Source organism: Lewinellaceae bacterium, from assembly GCA_020636135.1.
Lineage (GTDB): Bacteria > Bacteroidota > Bacteroidia > Chitinophagales > Saprospiraceae > JAGQXC01.
Window position 1 is genome coordinate 493,164 of record JACJYK010000003.1, and the last position, 20,771, is coordinate 513,934.

At 48.9% G+C, this 20,771-nt stretch carries 15 protein-coding genes; 9 read left to right on the forward strand and 6 right to left on the reverse strand.

Going from position 1 to position 20,771, the window contains the following annotated elements; genetic code table 11:
- Nucleotides 1-41 precede the first annotated feature (41 nt).
- Both H6570_21375 and H6570_21380 read right to left on the reverse strand, forming a co-directional pair.
- On the reverse strand, nt 42-908 hold the full coding sequence (locus H6570_21375) for an SdiA-regulated domain-containing protein (protein ID MCB9321846.1): 867 nt from the start codon (nt 906-908) through the stop codon (nt 42-44).
- Nucleotides 902-3,973, reverse strand: a complete 3,072-nt coding sequence (locus tag H6570_21380) for a PD40 domain-containing protein (protein ID MCB9321847.1) — start codon at nt 3,971-3,973, stop codon at nt 902-904. The genes H6570_21375 and H6570_21380 overlap by 7 nt, the downstream gene beginning before the upstream one ends.
- 146 nt (nt 3,974-4,119) lie before the next feature.
- Here H6570_21380 and H6570_21385 point away from each other — a divergent pair, with 146 nt between their 5' ends.
- Both H6570_21385 and H6570_21390 read left to right on the forward strand, forming a co-directional pair.
- Nucleotides 4,120-5,865, forward strand: a complete 1,746-nt coding sequence (locus tag H6570_21385) for a M14 family metallopeptidase (protein ID MCB9321848.1) — start codon at nt 4,120-4,122, stop codon at nt 5,863-5,865.
- Between the two features lie 97 nt (nt 5,866-5,962).
- Complete coding sequence (locus H6570_21390) at nt 5,963-8,743, forward strand: AAA family ATPase (GenBank protein ID MCB9321849.1); 2,781 nt, start codon at nt 5,963-5,965, stop codon at nt 8,741-8,743.
- Nucleotides 8,744-8,750: 7 nt separating this feature from the next.
- On the opposite strand, the gene H6570_21395 is transcribed toward H6570_21390, so the two are convergent.
- On the reverse strand, nt 8,751-9,605 hold the full coding sequence (locus H6570_21395) for a sulfurtransferase (protein ID MCB9321850.1): 855 nt from the start codon (nt 9,603-9,605) through the stop codon (nt 8,751-8,753).
- Nucleotides 9,606-9,767: 162 nt separating this feature from the next.
- Here H6570_21395 and H6570_21400 point away from each other — a divergent pair, with 162 nt between their 5' ends.
- The 5 genes from H6570_21400 (at nt 9,768) to H6570_21420 (ending at nt 13,592) form a co-directional block, all read left to right on the forward strand.
- Complete coding sequence (locus H6570_21400) at nt 9,768-10,343, forward strand: RidA family protein (protein MCB9321851.1); 576 nt, start codon at nt 9,768-9,770, stop codon at nt 10,341-10,343.
- A gap of 29 nt (nt 10,344-10,372) precedes the next feature.
- On the forward strand, nt 10,373-10,822 hold the full coding sequence (locus H6570_21405; protein MCB9321852.1) for a hypothetical protein: 450 nt from the start codon (nt 10,373-10,375) through the stop codon (nt 10,820-10,822).
- Between the two features lie 126 nt (nt 10,823-10,948).
- Nucleotides 10,949-11,773: a mechanosensitive ion channel gene (locus tag H6570_21410; protein ID MCB9321853.1), complete on the forward strand. Its 825-nt coding sequence runs from the start codon at nt 10,949-10,951 to the stop codon at nt 11,771-11,773.
- A 184-nt stretch (nt 11,774-11,957) separates the two neighbouring features.
- On the forward strand, nt 11,958-12,524 hold the full coding sequence (locus tag H6570_21415; GenBank protein ID MCB9321854.1) for a YceI family protein: 567 nt from the start codon (nt 11,958-11,960) through the stop codon (nt 12,522-12,524).
- Between the two features lie 6 nt (nt 12,525-12,530).
- A complete protein-coding gene (locus H6570_21420) occupies nt 12,531-13,592 on the forward strand; it encodes a hypothetical protein (protein ID MCB9321855.1) in 1,062 nt (353 codons plus the stop codon).
- Between the two features lie 65 nt (nt 13,593-13,657).
- Here H6570_21420 and H6570_21425 read toward each other — a convergent pair whose 3' ends face one another.
- The gene (locus H6570_21425) at nt 13,658-14,200 is read right to left on the reverse strand and encodes an HD domain-containing protein (GenBank protein MCB9321856.1); all 543 of its coding nucleotides are present in this window, start codon (nt 14,198-14,200) and stop codon (nt 13,658-13,660) included.
- A gap of 95 nt (nt 14,201-14,295) precedes the next feature.
- The gene (locus tag H6570_21430) at nt 14,296-15,822 is read right to left on the reverse strand and encodes an aldehyde dehydrogenase family protein (GenBank protein ID MCB9321857.1); all 1,527 of its coding nucleotides are present in this window, start codon (nt 15,820-15,822) and stop codon (nt 14,296-14,298) included.
- Between the two features lie 115 nt (nt 15,823-15,937).
- Here H6570_21430 and H6570_21435 point away from each other — a divergent pair, with 115 nt between their 5' ends.
- A complete protein-coding gene (locus tag H6570_21435) occupies nt 15,938-17,044 on the forward strand; it encodes an OmpA family protein (GenBank protein MCB9321858.1) in 1,107 nt (368 codons plus the stop codon).
- A 107-nt stretch (nt 17,045-17,151) separates the two neighbouring features.
- A complete protein-coding gene (locus H6570_21440) occupies nt 17,152-19,104 on the forward strand; it encodes a DUF2961 domain-containing protein (protein ID MCB9321859.1) in 1,953 nt (650 codons plus the stop codon).
- Nucleotides 19,105-19,157: 53 nt separating this feature from the next.
- On the opposite strand, the gene H6570_21445 is transcribed toward H6570_21440, so the two are convergent.
- Nucleotides 19,158-20,654 (reverse strand): polysaccharide biosynthesis C-terminal domain-containing protein, encoded by a 1,497-nt coding sequence (locus H6570_21445; GenBank protein MCB9321860.1) that lies wholly within the window; start codon nt 20,652-20,654, stop codon nt 19,158-19,160.
- Nucleotides 20,655-20,771: the final 117 nt, after the last annotated feature.

Sequence of the window (20,771 nt, forward strand, 5' to 3'; positions counted from 1 at the left end):
GATAATTTACCATTGGCTTAACGGAGTATTTCTGGGACCGGTCAGGATTTTTTTGGGTGGAAAACCAACAGGGTTGCCGCGCCGTGTTTGCCTTCGTTGGCGATGTACAAGGTTCCGTCCGGAGCAAAACACATCGACTCCGGTTGAGGATAAAGCAAGGATGACAACCGTTGCCAGCTTTTGATTTTGCCTTTAGGGTCCAGTACCAGCAATTGTGGCTCCGGAGAAGAAAGGACAAAAAGTTCACCTGTAAGCGGGTTGAGGGCAATCGATGATGAATGGAAGTCGATCTTGTCAGGCACCTTGAGTCCGGTATTATTCTGTGCCTTGATAAATGACCTGATCTTGTCATCGCTGATAGAAAAGCGGGACTTCGAGGAGGCGTCCAGGTTATTGGGATCAATGGCGATCACTGCACGCTCTTCATCATGCTGGTCTTCTTTTGCCGCCACCCATAATCCATGGCCATCTTCGGTAACCGTCAAACCTTCCACATTGTGCTTTTTACCCCAGAATGATGGTAACCGCCGGGAGGTTTTGTTTTTTGGATCAATTTGCCACAATTTCGCTTCGCTGGTCACCACGTAGCAATAACCATCCATCCACTCCAGCGCCTCATAATCGTCCTTGGGGCCAAACTGAAAGTTGGTAATATTAATTTCCTGATCCTGCGGAACCATTTTAAACAACAACCCATCCTCATCCTGAATGGCCCATAAAGTATCGTCGTACCATGCCAGTCCGGATATTTCCCTCAATATACCCGGAAGCTGATAGGTTGCATCCGGTTCACCGGTTTCATAGGGGAGAGGAGCACCAATAACCGGAGTCGTCAATTGACAATGCAGTTGCCATATTGACAAGATCAAACCCCACAGGACCATCAATTTATTCCAGGAACCTACCACCCCGGCACCAGATTTATTCCAAAACTACCTTTGGTGTTCTTCTGAATGGGGAAGGCCAGATAGGGTTCCACGATCAAAGCACCGAAAACATTGATCCGTAATCCCAAACCGGTACTGAAGACCACTGCCGGTTTAGTGGTTAATGGACCCTCGGCAGGATCTTTGAATTCCGAGAAACTGTCAAAAGCCACACCGCCATCGATGAAGTAGTTCAGCTCGGTGAACAATGCCTTTGACTTGATCAGGGACAGGCGCTCTGGTCCGGTAAATGGCAATCGTGTCTCAAAGTTGACCATCGCCATTTTACTTCCGCTGAGCTGATTGAAGTTGATGCCATAGCGCTGTTCGATCTCATCACGCAATCCGTAGCGATAACCGTGGACAAGACCCATTTCACCGATAAAGAGCGGATAGAATGCATTGGCATCCACGCCGAAGCGCGAATATTGCATCGCCCTGAAGGCAAAGGTAACCGGATTGACCCGTATGTATTTTCGCACGTCGATGAGGGTTGTATAAAAGTCATACCCACCGAAATATTTCTCTGCACCAATCCGGTAGCGGTATCCAGCCAGGGGAGAAGTGAGGCCGAAATAGGAGTTGTCTCCCACCAATGCCACATTTGCATTATGCATGAATGTTTTGCGGATGATATATCCTCCCAGGTTCAGGTCGCCCTCGAGCTTTTGCCTTTCACGCTCCTGATAGATGAGCTGACCGAAACCGTCGTAATAGTTGTGGTACTGGTCCCATCGAAAATACCGGTACGACGTACCGATGCTACCTTCTACTCGCATGGTTGAAGAAAACGGATAATGGAAAAAAGCGGAAGTTCCGTCTTCGAAGATGCGCAACAGATTCAGCTCAACACGGTCGGCAAGGATGTACCCGTTACCATACCGCAACGAATCCACGCCGGCATAGCTGGCATAACCGGTGCGGTAGGGGATATGCGATAAGGTCATCCCCCAGGCTAAGCGATGTTTTCGGTTGATGTACTGGAATACGCCGGCAACGTCGTAGATCTCACCATTGAGGGAGACCCCGGTGTAGAGTTGATTGTTGCCCAGGATGTCACTGAACAACATATCAATACCTCCCGCCAGACCGGTCTGGGTACCATAGGCATTACTGGTCCCTACACCTACTCCGCTGCTGCCGCCGATATAATCCAGCTGGAATTTGGGTTTGTATGCGATCTGTTTGAACTCCTTTACTGGCGGCGCCGGACGGTTTTCCATAAAGTCCAGATTCGAGTTCACCTGATCGGTTTTACTCAGACCTATGACCGGCAGGGTGGCTGCCGTATAGTCGATGGCATTAGGGTCTGCTTCTTCCATCAGGAAGTCCTCCTTCTGCGCCCGGTTGATGATGTATTTACCGTCCAGATAATTGGAGTAATAGACTTCATCTCTTTTCTTGGAGACAGAAATGGCCGGAGAATATGAGGTTATACCGCTGATACCGACGAGATAATCGGTCATCCTGAATACCTTGTCTTCTGGTACTTTGTAATAATACAGGTTGCGAAAGCCGTCGTGGTCGGATAAGAAATAAATATTTCCCTGACCGTCAAATTCAGGATTGAGGTTATCCGCTCCATGGAAGAAATCGTATTGGGTGATTTCCTTGCTTTCCATATCCATAACGGCAATATTCATGGTGTATTTTCCACGCACGCGGCCATCATCAATCGCCATTTTGTCGGTTGCAAAGACCAGCTTGCTACCGTCCTCCGACCAACTGGGCTGGATCTGACTGTACAGGTCATCGGTGAGCTGCGTCAGCCGCTTGGTCCTAATATCAATCTGGTATAGATCGGATTTACCTTCCGACAACCCGGCAACGACAATGCTGCGTCCATTGGGTGACCAGGTTGGATTGGCAAAAGCCTGTAAATTTTTCGGAGCGATCTCCTCGACGGTCCGACCATTGCTGACATCCTTGATCACGAGGATGTTCCTTCCTTTCTTGAAAGCAACAAATGCGAATCTTTTGGAGTCAGGGGACCAGGTACCGGAAGACTCCAGGTAGTCAATGTTATCCAGGTGTCCGTCCTTGACACGGCTGGACACTTTGCGGATGATCTTGCCATCTTTGGTATCGGCCAGGTACAGGTCGGTGGTGATCAGTTCTTTTTCGGATAAGAAAATGACGTAACGGCCATTCGGGCTCACGACCGGCGAGATGTTCATCTCCCCTCCGTTATCTTCCGTGACAATCTTTCGTCCGAAGCTTGCTTCTTTTTTGTCGGCCAGCAGGGGTGTATAATACGTTTCCAGAGCGGTTTTAAACTGGTTGCTCAGGGTTTCGAAATTGGTATGAAGTACCGATTGTACCGCAACGGGTAGTCCGTATTTGGCCGTGGCTACAAAAAAGGGCTTGATCATTTCGTCCCCGTAAAGTCCGGAGAAAAAAGCCCAGAATGCCTGACCGTAACGGTAGGGGAAGAATTCCGGATTAAAAAGATCTTTCAGGGTGGGTACCTTGTTATTAAGGACAACGTCCCGCATCCACATTGCCGTGTTGGCATCATAACGACCGAGGGACATGTATTCGGCCATACCTTCCACCATCCACAATGGCAGGTTCTGCAGGCTGGCCAGGTTAGTCGAATCACCGGTGAGGATCATATGATACTGGAATGCATGAACCATCTCATGGCCCAGCACGTGGTTGGTCTGTTGGTTGGTCATGGTCAGCGGCATGACCACCCGGTTTTTCAAAGCTTCCGTGACCCCGCCGGTACCGATGCCGATCGAACCTGAGATGGCATTGGTCTGCTGGAAATCCGAGTGATCGTTGTAAAACAGGATCGGATTTTTTTCGGTGAATGTATCCCGCAGCACTTCCTGGTGCATGCTGTACCACAATTCAGACCATTCGCTGAGCCGGTTTATCTCATTGCGGTCCTTCAAATAGGAGTATATGTCAAAATGGGGAGTTTCGATGACTTTGAAATCAAAGTTCTGATACACGGGTTTATTACGGCCAAAGTACTGTGCCTGGGCAGTTTGTGCGGTCAGGATAAGTGCAAAACTCACCCCAATGAAAAGTCTATTCATGGTGTTCAACTTTTTTGGCTGTACTTATTTTAACTATTGTTAAGGTCAAGACGTTTACTGGAAAGCATAGATCTGACGTTAAAGATTGCTTAAACCTTTACTTTTACATCCATCCTCTAATATACGAATACAGTAAATTCCTGATTATGGTTTGTTGGTTCAGCAAATTTCTGCCTGTAGTATTTATCCTGTCAACCTGGGCTTTGCCGGCTCAGAATGTAAGACAAACTCCTTTTGAGCGTGACACCAATTATTCAGCCACCTATGCTGAAGTGATTGATTATTACCAGCAGCTGGCGGGCACAGCGGACCAGATCCGCATGCAACCATTCGGTATGACCGACAGTGGGTTTCCTTTGCACGAGATCATCCTCTCTGCCAATGGCGTTTTTGATCCGGGTATCCTTCGTCAGCAGAACAAGCTGATCCTCTTCATCAATAACGGGATCCATGCCGGCGAACCCTGTGGAGTGGATGCTTCCATGATGTTTGTACGGGATTTACTGGAAGGCAAGATCGATCCAGGCCTGTGGCAGAACGTAGTTGTGGTCCTGATACCGTTTTACAACATTGGCGGTGCTCTCAACCGGGACGCTTTCAGTCGTGCCAATCAAAACGGACCGGCAGAACATGGTTTCAGGGGTAATGCCAGGAACCTGGATCTGAACCGCGACTTTATCAAAAGCGATTCAAAAAATGCACAGAGCTTCCAGCAGTTGTTCTGCAAATGGGACCCGGACGTGTTTCTGGATAATCATACGACCAATGGCGCCGACTATCCATACATTATGACCATTGTGGAGTCCCAGAAAGACAAGGCTTCGCCTCCTTTGGGAGATTATATGCGTAAGGAGTTCTTTCCGGAGATCTACCGCCGGCTCACTGCTTCCGGTTATCCCGCGGTTCCCTATGTGAATGTTGAAAATACGCCGGACCAGGGCATATTTGCTTTTTTTGAGAGCCCCCGGTTTGGCTCCGGATATGCGGCATTACATCACACCATTGCCATGATCTCTGAAGCCCATATGCTGAAGACCTTTGCCCAGCGTGTTCGGGGTGCCTATTCCCTGGAGATGCATTTATTGGAGATCCTTACGGAACAAGGGAGTAAAATCCGGGCATTGCGTGAGGAAGCAAAGCAACTTGCACGTGAACAACAGGATTTTCCGGTAGCCTGGGAACTGGATCTGAATCAAAAGGATTCAATACTTTTTTCCGGTTATGAAGCAACCTATAAACCCAGTCTCGTCACCGGCCAGAAACGGATGTATTACGACCACAGCAAACCTTACCGGAAATACATCCCATTTTACAATACTTACATTCCTTCCAGGACCATACATCGTCCGGAAGCATACCTCCTACCGCAGGCCTACGATGACATCATTGACCGCCTGCGCTGGAATGGTGTTCAAATGCGACAGTTGACTGCGGACACCACTCTCGAACTGGAGATGTATTCCATCACCGATTTCCGCTCTCCTTCCAATCCCTATGAAGGCCACTACCTGCATACGAAGGTTGCTGTCCTGGCGCAAACAAGATCATGGAACTATCACAAGGGCGATTATGTGATCCCTACCGACCAACCGGCAGTGCGATTTATCATAGAGACCCTGGAACCGGAAGCCACTGACTCTTATTTTGCGTGGAACTATTTTGACGCGATCCTGGGGCAGAAAGAATATTTCTCAAGTTACGTCTTTGAAGACACGGCAGCAGATTTATTGGCAAAGGACCCGCAGCTTGCTGCTGAATTCGAAGCTAAGAAGCAGGCAGACGCTGATTTTGCAGCCAATGCCCGGGCACAGCTGAATTTCGTCTATCAGCATTCGCCCTACTACGAAAAAACATTCCGTTTGTATCCTGTCGGCCGGATATTGCGTCAATAATCAGAAGGAATTGCTTGTCGTTGACTGGAGGTAAGACCAGTGCCATGAATTAAAAAGGCAATTGTGCTAATTTTGGACACCTAACGAAAGAAGATTTATGACCTACGATGATTTTACCATAAAAGCGCAGGAGTGCATTCTGGAGGGACAGAAGCTGGCCGGCACCCTGCATCAGCAGCAGGTTGACACCACCCATTTGTTATTGGGTATCATGAATTCGGAGGAGAGCATCAGCTCCTTTCTGCTGCAAAAGATGCACGTTGATATGGACCAGCTGCGGACCATCCTGGATCAGGCCATCCGCAACTATCCTCGTTCTGAAGGCGCCAATAAACAATTTCTGAGCAGTGATGCGAATGCAGCTCTGGCCCGGGCTAAAAAAATGATGCCCATCTTCGGGGATGAATACATCTCCGTTGAGCTGATCCTGCTGGGTATCCTCCAGGGGAAGGACAAGGCAGCGAGTCTGTTGCAGGGACTGGGAGCCACCGAGACAGCCATGAAAGAAGCCATCCGTGAACTTCGGCAGGGCCGGAAGGTAGATGACCCCAATGTGGATAATCAATACAACGCACTGAAAAAATACACGATCAATCTCAACGACCGGGCTGCCAATGGTGACCTGGACCCGATCATCGGGCGGGATGATGAGATCCGTCGTATCCTGCAGATCCTGTCCCGAAGGAGTAAGAACAATCCCATTCTGGTGGGTGACGCAGGGGTCGGAAAGACAGCCATCGTAGAGGGAATCGCCTGGCGCATAGTCAAAAAAGATGTACCTGAAAATCTGCGTAAGAAACGCATCCTCACCCTGGACATGGCGGGATTGGTTGCCGGGGCAAAATTTAAAGGTGAGTTTGAAGAGCGGTTGAAAGGAGTCATCGATGAAGTAAATGCTTCCCAGGGAGAGGTTATCCTGTTCATTGATGAGATCCATACCCTGATCGGCACCGGAGGAGGCAATGGAGCACTGGATGCAGCCAATATCCTGAAGCCGGCGCTGGCCCGTGGTGAACTCCGGGTTATTGGTGCGACCACACCGGATGAATTCCAGAAGTATTTTGAACAGGATAAGGCACTGGTGAGGCGTTTTCAGACCGTTTACGTCGATGAACCCAGTGTGGCAGATACCATTTCGATCCTCCGGGGAGTCCAGGAAAAATTCGAAGTTTACCACAAAATCGACATCCTGGATGAAGCACTGGTGGCCGCCGCAGAGCTGTCCAGCCGGTACATCACCGACCGAAGATTGCCCGACAAGGCCTTGGATCTGATCGATGAGGCTGCGGCCAAGCTCCGCCTCGAACTGGACTCCGTGCCGGACGAAATCGATGAATTGGATCGACGCGTTCAGCAGTTGGAGATCGAACGGGAGGCCATCAAGCGGGAGAACAATCAGGTTAAGCTGAAACAAATCTCGGAACAGCTGGCCAATGCCCGCGAAAAAGCCAATAGTAAGCGCTCCCAGTGGCACAATGAAAAAGAACAGGTCGACGCCATCCAAAACCTGAAAAAACAAATTGACGAAAAAGAGCAGGAAGCCAGTAAGGCTGAGCGCAATGCTGAATTCGACAAGGTAGCCCAGATTCGCTACGGTGAGATCGAAAAGCTGAAAGCCGAATTGATTGAAAAGGAAAAGCTATTGAACGCACTTCCGGAAGAAGATCGATTTACCAATGAAGAGGTAACCGCCAATGATGTGGCAGAGGTTGTCGCTCGCTGGACGGGTATACCGGTTCAGCGAATGCTGCAGAGCGAGAAGGAAAAATTGCTGCATCTGGAAGAAAAGATCGGGGAGCGCCTCATCGGTCAGAAAGAAGCGGTAAGAGCTGTTTCCGATGCCGTGCGCAGAAGTCGCGCTGGCATGCAGGACCCCAATCGTCCCATCGGTTCATTTATATTTCTGGGCCCTACCGGGGTCGGAAAGACTGAACTCGCCAAGGCGCTGGCCGAGGTGCTCTTTGATGACGAACGTGCCATCACCCGTATCGACATGAGTGAATACCAGGAGAAGCATGCAGCATCCCGCCTGGTCGGCGCGCCTCCGGGGTATGTAGGTTACGAGGAAGGAGGACAGCTTACGGAAGCGGTTCGCCGGCGACCCTATTCCATTATCCTCATGGATGAGATCGAGAAAGCCCATCCGGACACCTTTAATATATTGTTGCAGGTCCTGGATGACGGGCGGCTGACCGATAACAAAGGCCGCGTAGCCAACTTTAAGAATACCATCATCATCATGACCTCCAATATGGCCTCGGATGTCATTCTGGAGAACTTCGAGGACCTCGATGCGCTCGGGGCGGATCATCGCGCGGAGATTATCGAGACCACCAAAGAGGAGGTGTTTAACCAGCTGAAGGAAAATCTGCGGCCGGAATTTCTTAACCGGATCGATGAAAAGATCATGTTCCTTCCTTTAACCAAAGACGAGATCAAGCAAATTGCCGGACTGTTGCTGAAAGGCGTCCGCAAGAACCTGGGTCAGCAAGGCATCAGTCTGGAATTGACTCCCGCGGCCCTGGATCTGCTCACCGATCTGGGTTACGATCCCGAATTCGGTGCACGACCACTAAAACGGGTGATCCAGAAAGAACTTGTCAACGAACTGGCCAAGCAGGTGCTGGGAGGTACGGCTGGGCCCGGAACCGCCATGGTCATCGATGCGCAGAATGGCCAATTTGTATTCAACGGAGTGAGTAAACCGCTGGCTGAAGAAACGAAAGCGAACAAAAAAGCCGACGCAAAGCAGGAGGATCCTCAGCGCAAGCAACAATTGAACGAACTGATCAAAGCCACGGATGAAGTGAATGACGCGGTGAAGCAAGTGAAAAGAACCCGGCGGTCAGGATCTAAAGGTCACGAAAACAAGGAATAAAACCACATCAGGGATTTTCTCCTAATGCAACCGGGCGCGATGGGTCGGCAATCCAGTGGCTCCATGATCCGGCATATAAGCAAGGCATACCCAATCCGGCCTGGTGATAAGCCAGAATGTTGTGACATGCGGTTACACCAGATCCGCAATAAAAGACGGTGTGGTCGGCAGGTACTTTATCGGCTATGACGGCAAAACGGTCCTTCAGCGTATGGGCTGATTTCCAGGCTTTGGTTTCGCTCATGTTTTCACCGAAGGGCAGATTTACTGCTCCCGGTACATGACCGGCCACCGGGTCAATGGGTTCCTGTTCGCCACGGTACCGGATAGCTTCCCGGCTGTCCACCACACAGAATGCCGGATCTTGTCTCCAGCGATCCACCTCCTGGGCTGGTATCAGCCATTCGTCGTGATAATCCGGGGTATAGGATGATAAACCCGGTTTCGCAATGTCTTTGGTCACCGGAAATCCGCCATTCACCCAGGACTGCCAGCCACCATCAAGGACCATCACCTTGGGGAACCCTGACCATCGCAGCATCCACCACAGCCGTGCAGCGATACCTCCAATCTGATCGTCGTATACGACAAGGTGCATGTCCTTGCTGAGACCCCATTTATTCAGAGTCTCTTCCCAATTTTTTTTGTCCGGCAAGGGATGTCTGCCGGTAACCCCCGGGATCACCGGTTGCGATAGATCACGATCCAGATGGGCATAGATAGCTCCCGGGATGTGGCCATTCAGGTAAGCCTGCTCTCCGGCAGCAGGATCGGGCAGAGAAAACCGGGTGTCAAATACCCGCCAGTCAGGCTTATCAAGGTGATGGTATAGTGCCGCAGCGGTCAGGATTGAATCAGACATAGTCCTGGGTTTTAAGGAGCAAAAGGTAGTTATTTTTCTCAGCCTGCACATGCAAAGCAGATCGTTCCCCAGGCTGACAGGGAATATTTAGAATCGGCAGGGATAAACTTTGGCCGGAATATTTCATGATTTTTTATCTTCATCGGCAGAATCAACTGAATTATGAAAGTCTTTTATTCATTTGCTTTTTTTATCCTAATATTGGCAACCGGATGTGAAGCTCCTTCGACTTCCCAGCCGGCCACCAGCGAAAATCAGGAAACCATGGATCCATCGTACAACCCCGAAGCGAAACTGCAGGAATTAGGCATCACCCTCCCGGAAGTAGGGGCGCCCGTTGCGAACTATGTAAATACCGTACGCGTCGGCAATCTGGTCTATACCTCTGGGAAAGGGCCTAACACGCCGGATGGCGGATACATAACCGGGAAAGTAGGTGTCGACCTGACCCAGGAGCAAGGTTATGAAGCAGCTAAATTGGCTGCTATTCAGTTGATAGCATCGCTGAAAGCTGAAGTGGGTGATCTTAAGAAGATCAAGCGCATTGTGAAAGTGTTGGGCATGGTCAATTGTGCGCCGGACTTTGGCAATCAGCCGGAAGTAGTGAATGGATGTTCTGACCTGCTGGTTCATGTTTTTGGTGAACATGGACGGCATGCCAGATCAGCCGTAGGCATGGGCTCATTGCCCCGGAACATTGCCATCGAGATTGAATTGATAGCAGAAGTATACCCTTAACATCTAAACCTCTAAATCCTTTTTTTCTCGTGACGAAAAGGTTGCCTTTTGAGCCGAATGATGAGCTCATTCAAACAATAACCCGTGAAGTACAGGGCGGAAAGATATGTTATTTACACCGGCCTACCGGTGATCTGAACTTCCTGCCTGACGATGACCACTTCTTCGATAACTTACCTTCCGAATGGGTCGAATTCCTGGATTTCGTCGAAGCCAATGAAGATGATTTCGCCATTGTAGAACCCATGGACGAATTTGATCATCATCAGGTCATGACGGATTTTATGGTAGACGTAACCTTGCCAGTGCATTTTACGGACCTGCTTTACGATGCCCTGCAGGGAAAGCAACCACAGTCTGCTTTCAACCAGGAAGTCAACAACTCACCCTATCGCAAGCAGTGGACAGATTACCACCAGCAGCGGTACGAGGAATACGTACGCACGGGATTGGTTGATTACGACTGGGAGGAAGAATAAAGCAGATTTCAGCATGATGATACTGGATTTCAGATTCTCCTCTGTCACCTCTGATACCTCTGATACCTCTTTTACTTCTGATACCTCTGCTACCTCTTTTACCTCTTTTACCACTGATACCTGCATATGAACGTAGCGAAGTTGAATGATTTTCTCAATAATCTGGGTGGCTGGATCTGGGATATAGCACCCAAATTTTTATTGGCCATCGCCATCCTGCTGATCGGCTTCTGGCTGGTCAAAAAAGTACTGGTGGTCCTTCATCGACTGTTAGCTAAGGCATTCATATCACCAGAGCTGGAAGGGTTTCTCACCTCCATGGCCAGCATTGCCCTGAAAATTATTGTGGTCCTGTTTGCAGCCGGTACGCTGGGTTTCCAGGTGTCTTCCATCGTTGGGGTATTGGCTGGGATCGTCTTCGCCATCGGGCTTGCACTGCAGGGGTTCCTTGGCAATTTTGCATCCGGCATGACCATCATTTTTTTCAAACCATACAAAGTAGGCGATTGGGTGCAGATCTCGGATGTCTTTGGCCGCGTGGAACGCATTGAGATCTTCAACACGTTATTGGTGACACCCGGTAATAAAACCCTCATTGTGCCCAACGGAAAAGTGACCGATAGCATCATCACCAATTTCTCGATGAAAAACTACATCCGGCTTGAGTTAAAGGTCACGATGGCATATTCGGAAAGTTTTCCCAAAGTGCGGGAAACCATCGAGAAGGCGCTCCTTGACTTTCCGGTCATTCTTCAGGATCCTGCACCCATTATCGGCATCGAGTCTTTTGACAGCCACAACATCCTCGTCAGTGTACGACCGTGTATCCTTCCGGATGATTATTGGACCGCCACATTTGAAACCTATCAGCGCATCAAACACGCCTTTAACGAAGCGGGCATCGAGGTCGCCTACTCGGAAGGTATTGAGTTGGGCAAAATAGGGGTTTAAAGGATTTAGTAGTCAGTAATCAGTAATCAGTAATCAGTAGTCAGTAGCAATATTTATTATTTCTGAATACTAACTACTAAATACTCCCTACTCATTACAGTTTTACATTCGGTTTACACTGTTTTACAAGTACTTTACACCAATTCGGCAAAAAGTGGGTTTAGTTTGTCAAAAATAAATTCACATGAAGAAAATGATCAATACCCTCATCGGGATGGTGGTAGTAGGTGCAGGTATCAAAGCTCAGGAAACGCTAAGTGTCAACCTCGAAAAAAGCTCCCTGAAATGGATGGGAGAATATACCTTTTATTTTGGCGGTCATGAGGGGTTTATTAGCCTCACGGAAGGTCAGTTAATAAAAACAAACGATCAAATTACCGGAGGTCATTTTATCATCGATATGAATTCCATTTCAAACACGGATATTAAAATTGAGGATGCAAATAAAAGCTTGGTAGACCATTTAAAATCCGAAGACTTTTTTAATGTCAAGGAATATCCGGTGGCAAGATTGGTTATCACCCAAATAAACTATAACGATCAGACACATGCTGAAATAGATGCTGTGCTGACGATAAAGAATATTTCAAAATCGATCCGCTTCCGGGCAGAATTTGATCCCGGCAAAAAGGAAGTAAATACAAAATTCAAAATTGACCGCAATGATTGGGGCGTGAACTACAATCACCTCCTTAAAGATGAAGCCATTTCGGATGCCATTGGATTTCATATTAACCTGATCTACAAATAACTGATGATGACTCATTCTGTAAACAAGATTTTTGGAATGCTCTACATCCTGATTGCAATGACCATTTTATGTTGTGCTCCCAGCCGGACATCTGAGCATGAAGAAAGTGATGAGCTAACAGGTGGCGGATCCCAAATCGCCGATTATGTAGTAGCAACTTTTGAAGATGCGAAGGGGAATCTGTGGTTTGGTACATTAAGTAAGGGTGTAGCCCGTTACGATGGAAAAAGACTCGGTTATCTGACCATGGATGATGGCCTGCCAAGCAACCGGATAACCAGTATTATTCAGGACCAGGCTGGAAATATGTGGTTTGGTACCGGAGAAGGTATTTCCAAATACGACGGCCAGGCTTTTACCAATTTTACGACGGCCAATCAGCTTTGTAATAACCTGGTGAGCAATTTACTGATCGACAGCCAGGGCAATTTTTGGGTCGGGACCTGGGGAGGCGTTTGTAAATTTGACGGAGAACAATTCGTTGATTTTCCCTTTCCGAGACCGTTGGTAAATACAACCATCAATGAGGACACGAAAAATTGGATAACAGCCATCCGGGAGGATTCACAGGGAGGCATTTGGTTTGGCCTGGACGGATATGGCGCTACCCGATTCGACGGGAAATCATTTGCTCATTTTACCAAAGATGATGGTCTTTATTCGAATAATGTACAAGCCATTGCCGAGGATAAAGACGGTACTATTTGGTTTGGATCCCGCGTCGCGGAAAAAGACGACCCGGATGAAAACAAACGATTTGGACCGGGTGGGGTCACCCGATATGACGGAAAAAATTTCATCCATTATCCCGGAATAGAAGGAATAAATGACAACGATGTTTATGAAATTTATCGCGATCGGTCGGGAAAGATTTGGTTGGGAACATTATCTCATGGTGTCTATCAATACGATGATGACGCATTTAAAAATTACCCGGTTCCCAAACCCATCATGAGCATCACGGAAGACCGAAGAGGTAATTATTGGATTGGCTGTGCCGGTGGATTGTATAAAATCGATTTAAATGGTAAGGTATTAAACATCACGACCAACGGTCCATGGAAATAAATTAGCGAACCGTTTTATTAATCAAACTTCAATCCATATTATTTTCGGGCAGGCAATCCAAATGCTTACTCCAAATCCATTTCTTCCTTATGCTCCGTAAGGACCTCGATGATCATTTTGATGAGATCCGGCAACTCCATGCCGATCATCTCGGCACCCTTATACACTTCATCGCGGTCCACACTGGCCGCAAAGCCTTTGGTCTTGAGTTTTTTAATGACGGATTTGGGCTCCATTCCATCAATCTTGGTGGGTCGGATCAAAGCGGCGGCATACGTAAATCCCGTTAGCTCGTCAGCGGCCACAATGCATTTGTCGAGCAGGCTGTTGCGAGGCACATTCCACTTGGTATAATGGCCGGCAATCGCGTGAGCCATTTCATCCTCGCCCTGCTTGCGCAGTTCTTCCACGATCAGATTAGGGTGCTTTTCCGGCCACTTTTCATAATCTGCATCGTGGAGCAAACCGGTAATACCGAAGAGGTCTTCATCTTCACCAAAGTGCTGTGCCAGTCTGCGCATGACCAGTTCTACGCTGCGCATATGGCGTCGCAGGGCTTCGGTCTCAGTCATCGAAAACAAGAGGGCTTCTGCTTCTGTACGATTCATCAGGATAATTTAAGTCAATGTCTAACGGTCCGAAAATACCATTTTATAGGTGGTAATCGGACAGTATGTGTTGATCATCTTCGGAAGCACAAAGGTTAAAAATCAAATTTGATCCCTTGTGCTAAAGGCAGCTCCGTGCTGTAATTAATGGTATTGGTCTGCCGGCGCATGTAGGCTTTCCAGGAGTCGGAACCACTTTCCCGTCCGCCACCGGTCTGCTTCTCACCACCAAACGCTCCGCCGATCTCTGCGCCACTCGTGCCGATATTGACATTGGCTATGCCACAATCCGATCCGGCGGTCGAGAGATAAAGCTCTGCCTCCCGCAAATTAGTGGTCATAATAGCCGAAGATAGTCCCTGTGGAACGCCATTCTGCAAAGCAATGGCTTCCTCGATGGTCGAATATTTGATCAGGTACAGCAACGGCGCGAATGTCTCGTGCTGTACGATGGCCAGATCATTGGTAACCTCGGCGATCGAAGGGCTCACATAACATCCGGAGTCATACCCTTCTCCGGTCAGCGCTTTACCCCGTACCAGGAAGGTACCGCCCTGCTCCTTAACGGCTTTCAGCGAATTTTCGTAAAGGGCTACTGCGTCGGTATCAATCAGCGGACCCATGTGATTGGAGGCATCCAGCGGATTGCCGATGCGTATTTGCCGGTAGGCTTTGCGCAACGCCTTCTTTACGTCTTCGTAGATGGATTCGTGGATGATCAGCCGGCGCGTTGAAGTACACCGCTGCCCGGCAGTACCTACGGCACCGAAAACGGCCCCGGTAAGAACCAGCTTCATGTCCGAACTTGGGGTGATGATGATGGCATTGTTACCTCCCAGCTCCAGTAAGGAGCGGCCCAGGCGTTGAGCCACCGCCGTGCCGACGATCTTGCCCATACGGATGCTGCCGGTGGCCGAAATCAAGGGTACCCGCTCGTCATGCGTCATGTATTCCCCGACCCGGTAATCCCCGTTGATCAGGTTGACAATGCCTTCCGGCATTTTATTGGCCTTGAGGATGTCCTGAAAGATCAGCTGGCAGGCTACGCCGCAGAGTGGTACTTTTTCCGATGGTTTCCAAACGACCACATCGCCGCAGACCAGGGCGATCATGGCATTCCAGGACCATACTGCCACCGGGAAGTTAAACGCAGACACGATGCCCACGATCCCGAGGGGATGCCATTGCTCGTACATGCGGTGTGCAGGTCGCTCCGAATGCATGGACAATCCGTAGAGTTGCCGGGACAGGCCAACTGCAAAATCACAGATGTCGATCATTTCCTGTACTTCTCCCAGACCTTCCTGATAACTCTTTCCCATTTCATAGGAGACCAGCATACCCAGATGTTCTTTATGCCTGCGCAAAGCATCTCCGTATTGCCGCACGATCTCTCCGCGCTTGGGAGCGGGGACTGTCCTCCAGTAAACAAAAGCTTTCTCGGCAGTCTGGATGATTTTATCGTAATCTTTGCGACTGGTCACGCTTACTTTTCCAATCAGCTGCCCGTCTACGGGAGAATAGGATTCCAGATGATCATCGGATGTGCTGGATTTCATCCCGGTCCAGCTTCCTGCATTGATTTTTGTGAGTCGTAATTTTTTGATGAAATCTTTTTTCATTTTTTGTTTATCTTTAAGGCAAGGCAAAGTTATAAAAAGCCTCCCCCCGTCGTATCCCCCGAGTATAAGAAAGCGAAGTTCGACTTCGTTATTTGTTTACTGGAACTTGATTCCGATGCGCGGCCAACCAATCTTAATCTGTATCCTATGGATAGCTAACTGGCTATACAGCCAGCCACCATTGCGCTATCCCAACCTGATTCCTAACCCTTCATTTGAAGAACTCAACACCAGACCACTGGAATGGTTCTACACGGGGACCCATTTTACGCAATGCAGTAATAACTGGTGTTCACCTACCAGTGCATCGCCGGATCTCTACGGACCGGGGCTGAACGTCCCCAGGCATTGGCGTGAGAAGGGTTTTGGCAACATGTATGCCAAGGACGGATCCTATTGTGCTGGGATTACCGTCTATGGCTGTTACAATGGTAAGCCTCATTGCCGTGAATATATACAGGTATTGCTCAATGAACCACTGGTTCCCGGGCAGCTTTATGAGGTGACGATGTGGGTCGGACACCTCAAAGGCTCCTTATGGGCCGGCAATATCGGAGGGTATTTCTCGGAGGAGAAGATTTCTGACGTTGGAGCCAGCTTACTGGAAGAAGAACCACAGGTTGTCTGGAAAGATGCGGTTATTGTAAAGGATGGCAGCTGGCTGCGACTGCAGAAGACGTTTAGCGCTGAGGTTGACGCTAAATACCTGACCATAGGCAACTTCTTCCCGGATGACCGGACAGCCACCAGTGGGGAGAGCTTTCTGAATTATGCTTATTACTACCTGGATGATGTTTCCGTCCGGAAAATCGATCCCGTCATCAAGGCCGATTCAACCCAGTTGGTGCCGGATCCCATCGAGACCAACCGGCTGTATGCATTGAATAACATCTACTTCGATTACGATGAGGCGACCTTATTGCCCGCGTCCTATCACGAACTGAATAAGTTGCTGAAGCTGATGCGTGAACACGCCGACTGGCTGATCCAGATCCACGGACATACCGATATCTCCGGGGATCCGGTGTACAATCAGAAGCTGTCGGTTCAGCGTGCCCAGGCAGTGGTCAATTACCTGATCAAATACGGCATCGAGCCACGCCGGGTGACCTATGTAGGCCATGGCAGTCAGCAGCCCATAGCCTCCAATGCGGTGGAATCGGGAAGGCAGCTCAATCGCAGGGTGGAGTTCAAGATTGTGATATCGGATGTGGAATATTAACGACAGGGCTTGATCTTCGCATCCTGTGTTAAACGATATGCATAAACCTTTCCCCCCATTACCGCAGAACCATCCAACCCCTTAACTTTATTCCTAGATCGTTATGCATGATGCGAAAGTCTTTACTATGGGTGATCTTCGGAATCATCATCCTGGGTTGCCGGGATCAGCCGCTGATATTTCCTGCCGGACACGATGCGGCCTACTGGGTGGAACGCACTCGTGATGAATATCAGATTTCCAGTTACGATACGACCGGAGGCAACAATGACCGCTGGAGTCTGGCTGCTGGTGACACGGCAATAATTGCAGATGTTTCCGGTCCGGGTCTCATCAATCGCATGTGGTTTACTTTTGACTCCCGGGATCCGGACTACTTACGGCATATCATCCTGCGCATCTTTTGGGACGGAGAACAAAACCCTTCCGTCTGGTCTCCGGTGGGTGACTTTTTTGGCAGCCCCTTCCGGTACGAACATTTTACCGCACAGTTCATCGGCATGAGCAGCGGGGGATATTACTGTTATTTTCCGATGCCCTTCTCCCAGCATGCACGTGTCGAGATCATCAACCGGAGTTCCTATCCCCTTTACGCACTGTATTTTCACATCAATGTGGGTAAATTAAGAGAGGTACCATCGCATCTGACCACCTTCCATGCCCGGTGGCAGCGGGAAGTACGGACGCAGGATACTATTCCTTATACTGCCCTGGATATGCAGGGAAGAGGCTATTTTGCGGGCCTGCACTATTCAGGAGAAAGTTATCATAGTGACCTGGGTTATCTCGAAGGCGACGAACAGATCTATGTAGATGGAGAGCCCCGGCCTTCCACGCATGGCACGGGCATAGAGGACTATCTGAACAGTGGCTGGTATTTCCGCAATGGTGTGTATGCCGCCGATTTTCATGGCCTGGTGGTGAAGGACGACGCGACATCTCGTATTTCAGCTTACCGGCATCACATACGGGATGCGATTCCATTTGATAAATCCCTCCTGGTCCAGCTGGAACACGGTCAGGTGAACGATGAAGAAGCGGATATAGCTACAGTAGCTTTTTGGTATCAGGAAGGCCCAACCAGGCAGCCGGCTCCGGAAATACCGGACGGCCATCTGCAGGCGGTAACCCGGAAAGTTGCCTGGCCGGTGCTGGAAGGCGAGGCCATGATCCTGCCAGGGGTTTACAATCCCCGGATTGTGGATCGCAGCGATGCTGGTCCGGACTGGAGCAACGATCACGAATTGTGGTTTGGCCTGCTTCCCGGCCAGGAGACCCGGCTCTCGATGCCGAACCTGAAAGAATCCGGCTATGACCTCACCCTGTATCTGACGGGTAGTCCCCAGGGAGGCGATTTGGTTATACGGGGCGGAGCCCAGCCTTTAGCCGTGAAAACCTACCGCGATAATCTGTTGCCACTTCCGGAATGGGTGGTGCCGGCAATATCCAATGCACCTGAAGTAAGTCTCACCCTAGCCAATCCTTCACAAACAGATACACTTTGGTTGGGTCTGGATGCCATACGGCTGGAACCGGTACGACATTACATACCTTCGTGGGCATTCATCGGGCCTTTTGACAATCCCAGGATCAACGATGATTTGCGTTTTGGCCTGGATAGTGTCTATCCTCCGGAGCAAAACTGGGACCCGCGAGCTTCTTACACGGGTAAGAATGGTCAGGAAGTACATTGGGAATTGTTACCCGGAGAACCAGCCGGTTACGGCATGCAGTTGTGGCGAAAAGTCAAACCTTCCGAGTTCGTGATTTGTTATGCCCAGACGTTTATCCATGCACCCAGGGATACGGTGATGCCTATGATGTTCGGCAGTGATGATGGCATCAAGGTCTTTCTGAACGATACCCTGTTGCATCGGTTTTTGGCAGTTCGTGTGGCTGCGCCGGATCAAACAACCATTGACCTGCCATTACATGCGGGGTGGAATAAACTGCTGCTCAAACTCGAGAACAACTTTGGAGGATACGGATTTTATGCACGCATCCAGGATCGAAATGATATCCTAAGCTATGATCCGAAATTGTCACAGGCTAATCAGTAAGGCTGACGCTACCTGAATTATCAAGTGATTTTTCAGAGCCGTACGCTGAAGTCTTAGCGGATTAGTTTACCGGGATGGCGTACCCAATCCAGACCCTGGTAGAATAAAGAGGTCAGGTCTTCCGATACTTTCCATTTCATGACCGCAAAAACATACAGGCCACCGATCAACGAGCATTTCAGAAAAATATTAAGCAGCGGAATGCCGGTATCCGGGAAAAAATAACCAATCAGATAACCCACTATTCCAATTGCGATCACTTTGATCAATCCAGGCGAAAAAGGTTGCATCTGAAACCGGTAGCGGATGTAGATCAGTTTAATAAGATTATACAATGTAATGGACAGGCAGGTCGAAATAGCCGCACCAACAATAGCATATTTGGGAATAAATATCAGGTTGAATCCGATATTCAAAACCGATAATAGTACAATGGTGTAAAAATTAAACCGGAAATACCTGGAGTACGAAATAATGTGGGTATTTACGCTGGTCAGCATATCAACCAGACGGGATATGGCTATAAAAAATACCACATATTTACCAAGTGCTGCTTTATCGGAATTAGGCATCACATGAAACACATCATCGATGCAGCTCCAGATCAACAGAAAAAACAATAATCCGATGGCAAAAAGATTAATGGATGATTTTTTATAGAGTTGTTCCACTTCATCCATTCGACCGGCTTTTATGGCAACGGCCAGTATTGGTCCGGCTATCGCCCCGAGTGCTGCGGAAGGGATCTGAATTACAAAGGCCAGGTAATTGGCGTTACTGCTGATGCCATTCAGGCTGTCATCCCGGATTAAATTGCCGATCATAAAGGTGTCGATGCGGGACATCAGCAATCCGCTCAGGCTGCCAAAAACACCGTAAAACGCGAATGTTCCCATATCGCGTAATAACGGCCGGTCCAGGAAGCTGAAGTCCAGTGACAATTTCAATTCACCCAGCCGGGCTAAATAGACGACCAGAAGAAATAGTGTCATAAAATAGTTCAGGGCAATCAGATAACCAGCACCCGTCACCGAAATTGCCTTGAAATAAAAGAGCAGCACAATAAGCGGATAAAATAACTTGTGCAGATTATTAATCATCCCGGGAACCGCAATCCGGTGAAAATTGGAAATATACTGGGTCATCATCGAGGCCAAGCTGAAAAAAATGGCCGTAGGAATAAAAAAAGGTAATGCCCGGATAAATAAATCATCTTTTTTCCCGGTCATATATTGCTCATACCAGGGATAGAAGAAATAGGCCAATACCAAAAACACTATTGTCCCGGCCAGGGCGAATAAAAGCAACAAGGTCAGGAAGCTGTACCGGCTGGCCTGTCCCTTAAATTGCGGAAAATAACGAACAGTCAGGTTTTGAGCGCCCAGCAGAATAAAAGGGGAAAACAGGAAGGCCGTAGCCTGGACAAATGAAATGATCCCATATACCTCAAAATCCAGTGGATAGATGAAAATGGTACTGATGCCGCCAATACCTGCGGCGATCAGGTTAATTAGGGTTTGTTTGGCACCCTGCCTTTGGATTACGCCCATATAAACTTACCTGCGGGAGACAAAGGTAGCAAATGAAGCACATGTAGGCGGTAAAAGGTAGGACCTCCAGCTTTGCCCCGGCTCATGATCTTGTTCCCACATCCTTTGCTTCAGGAG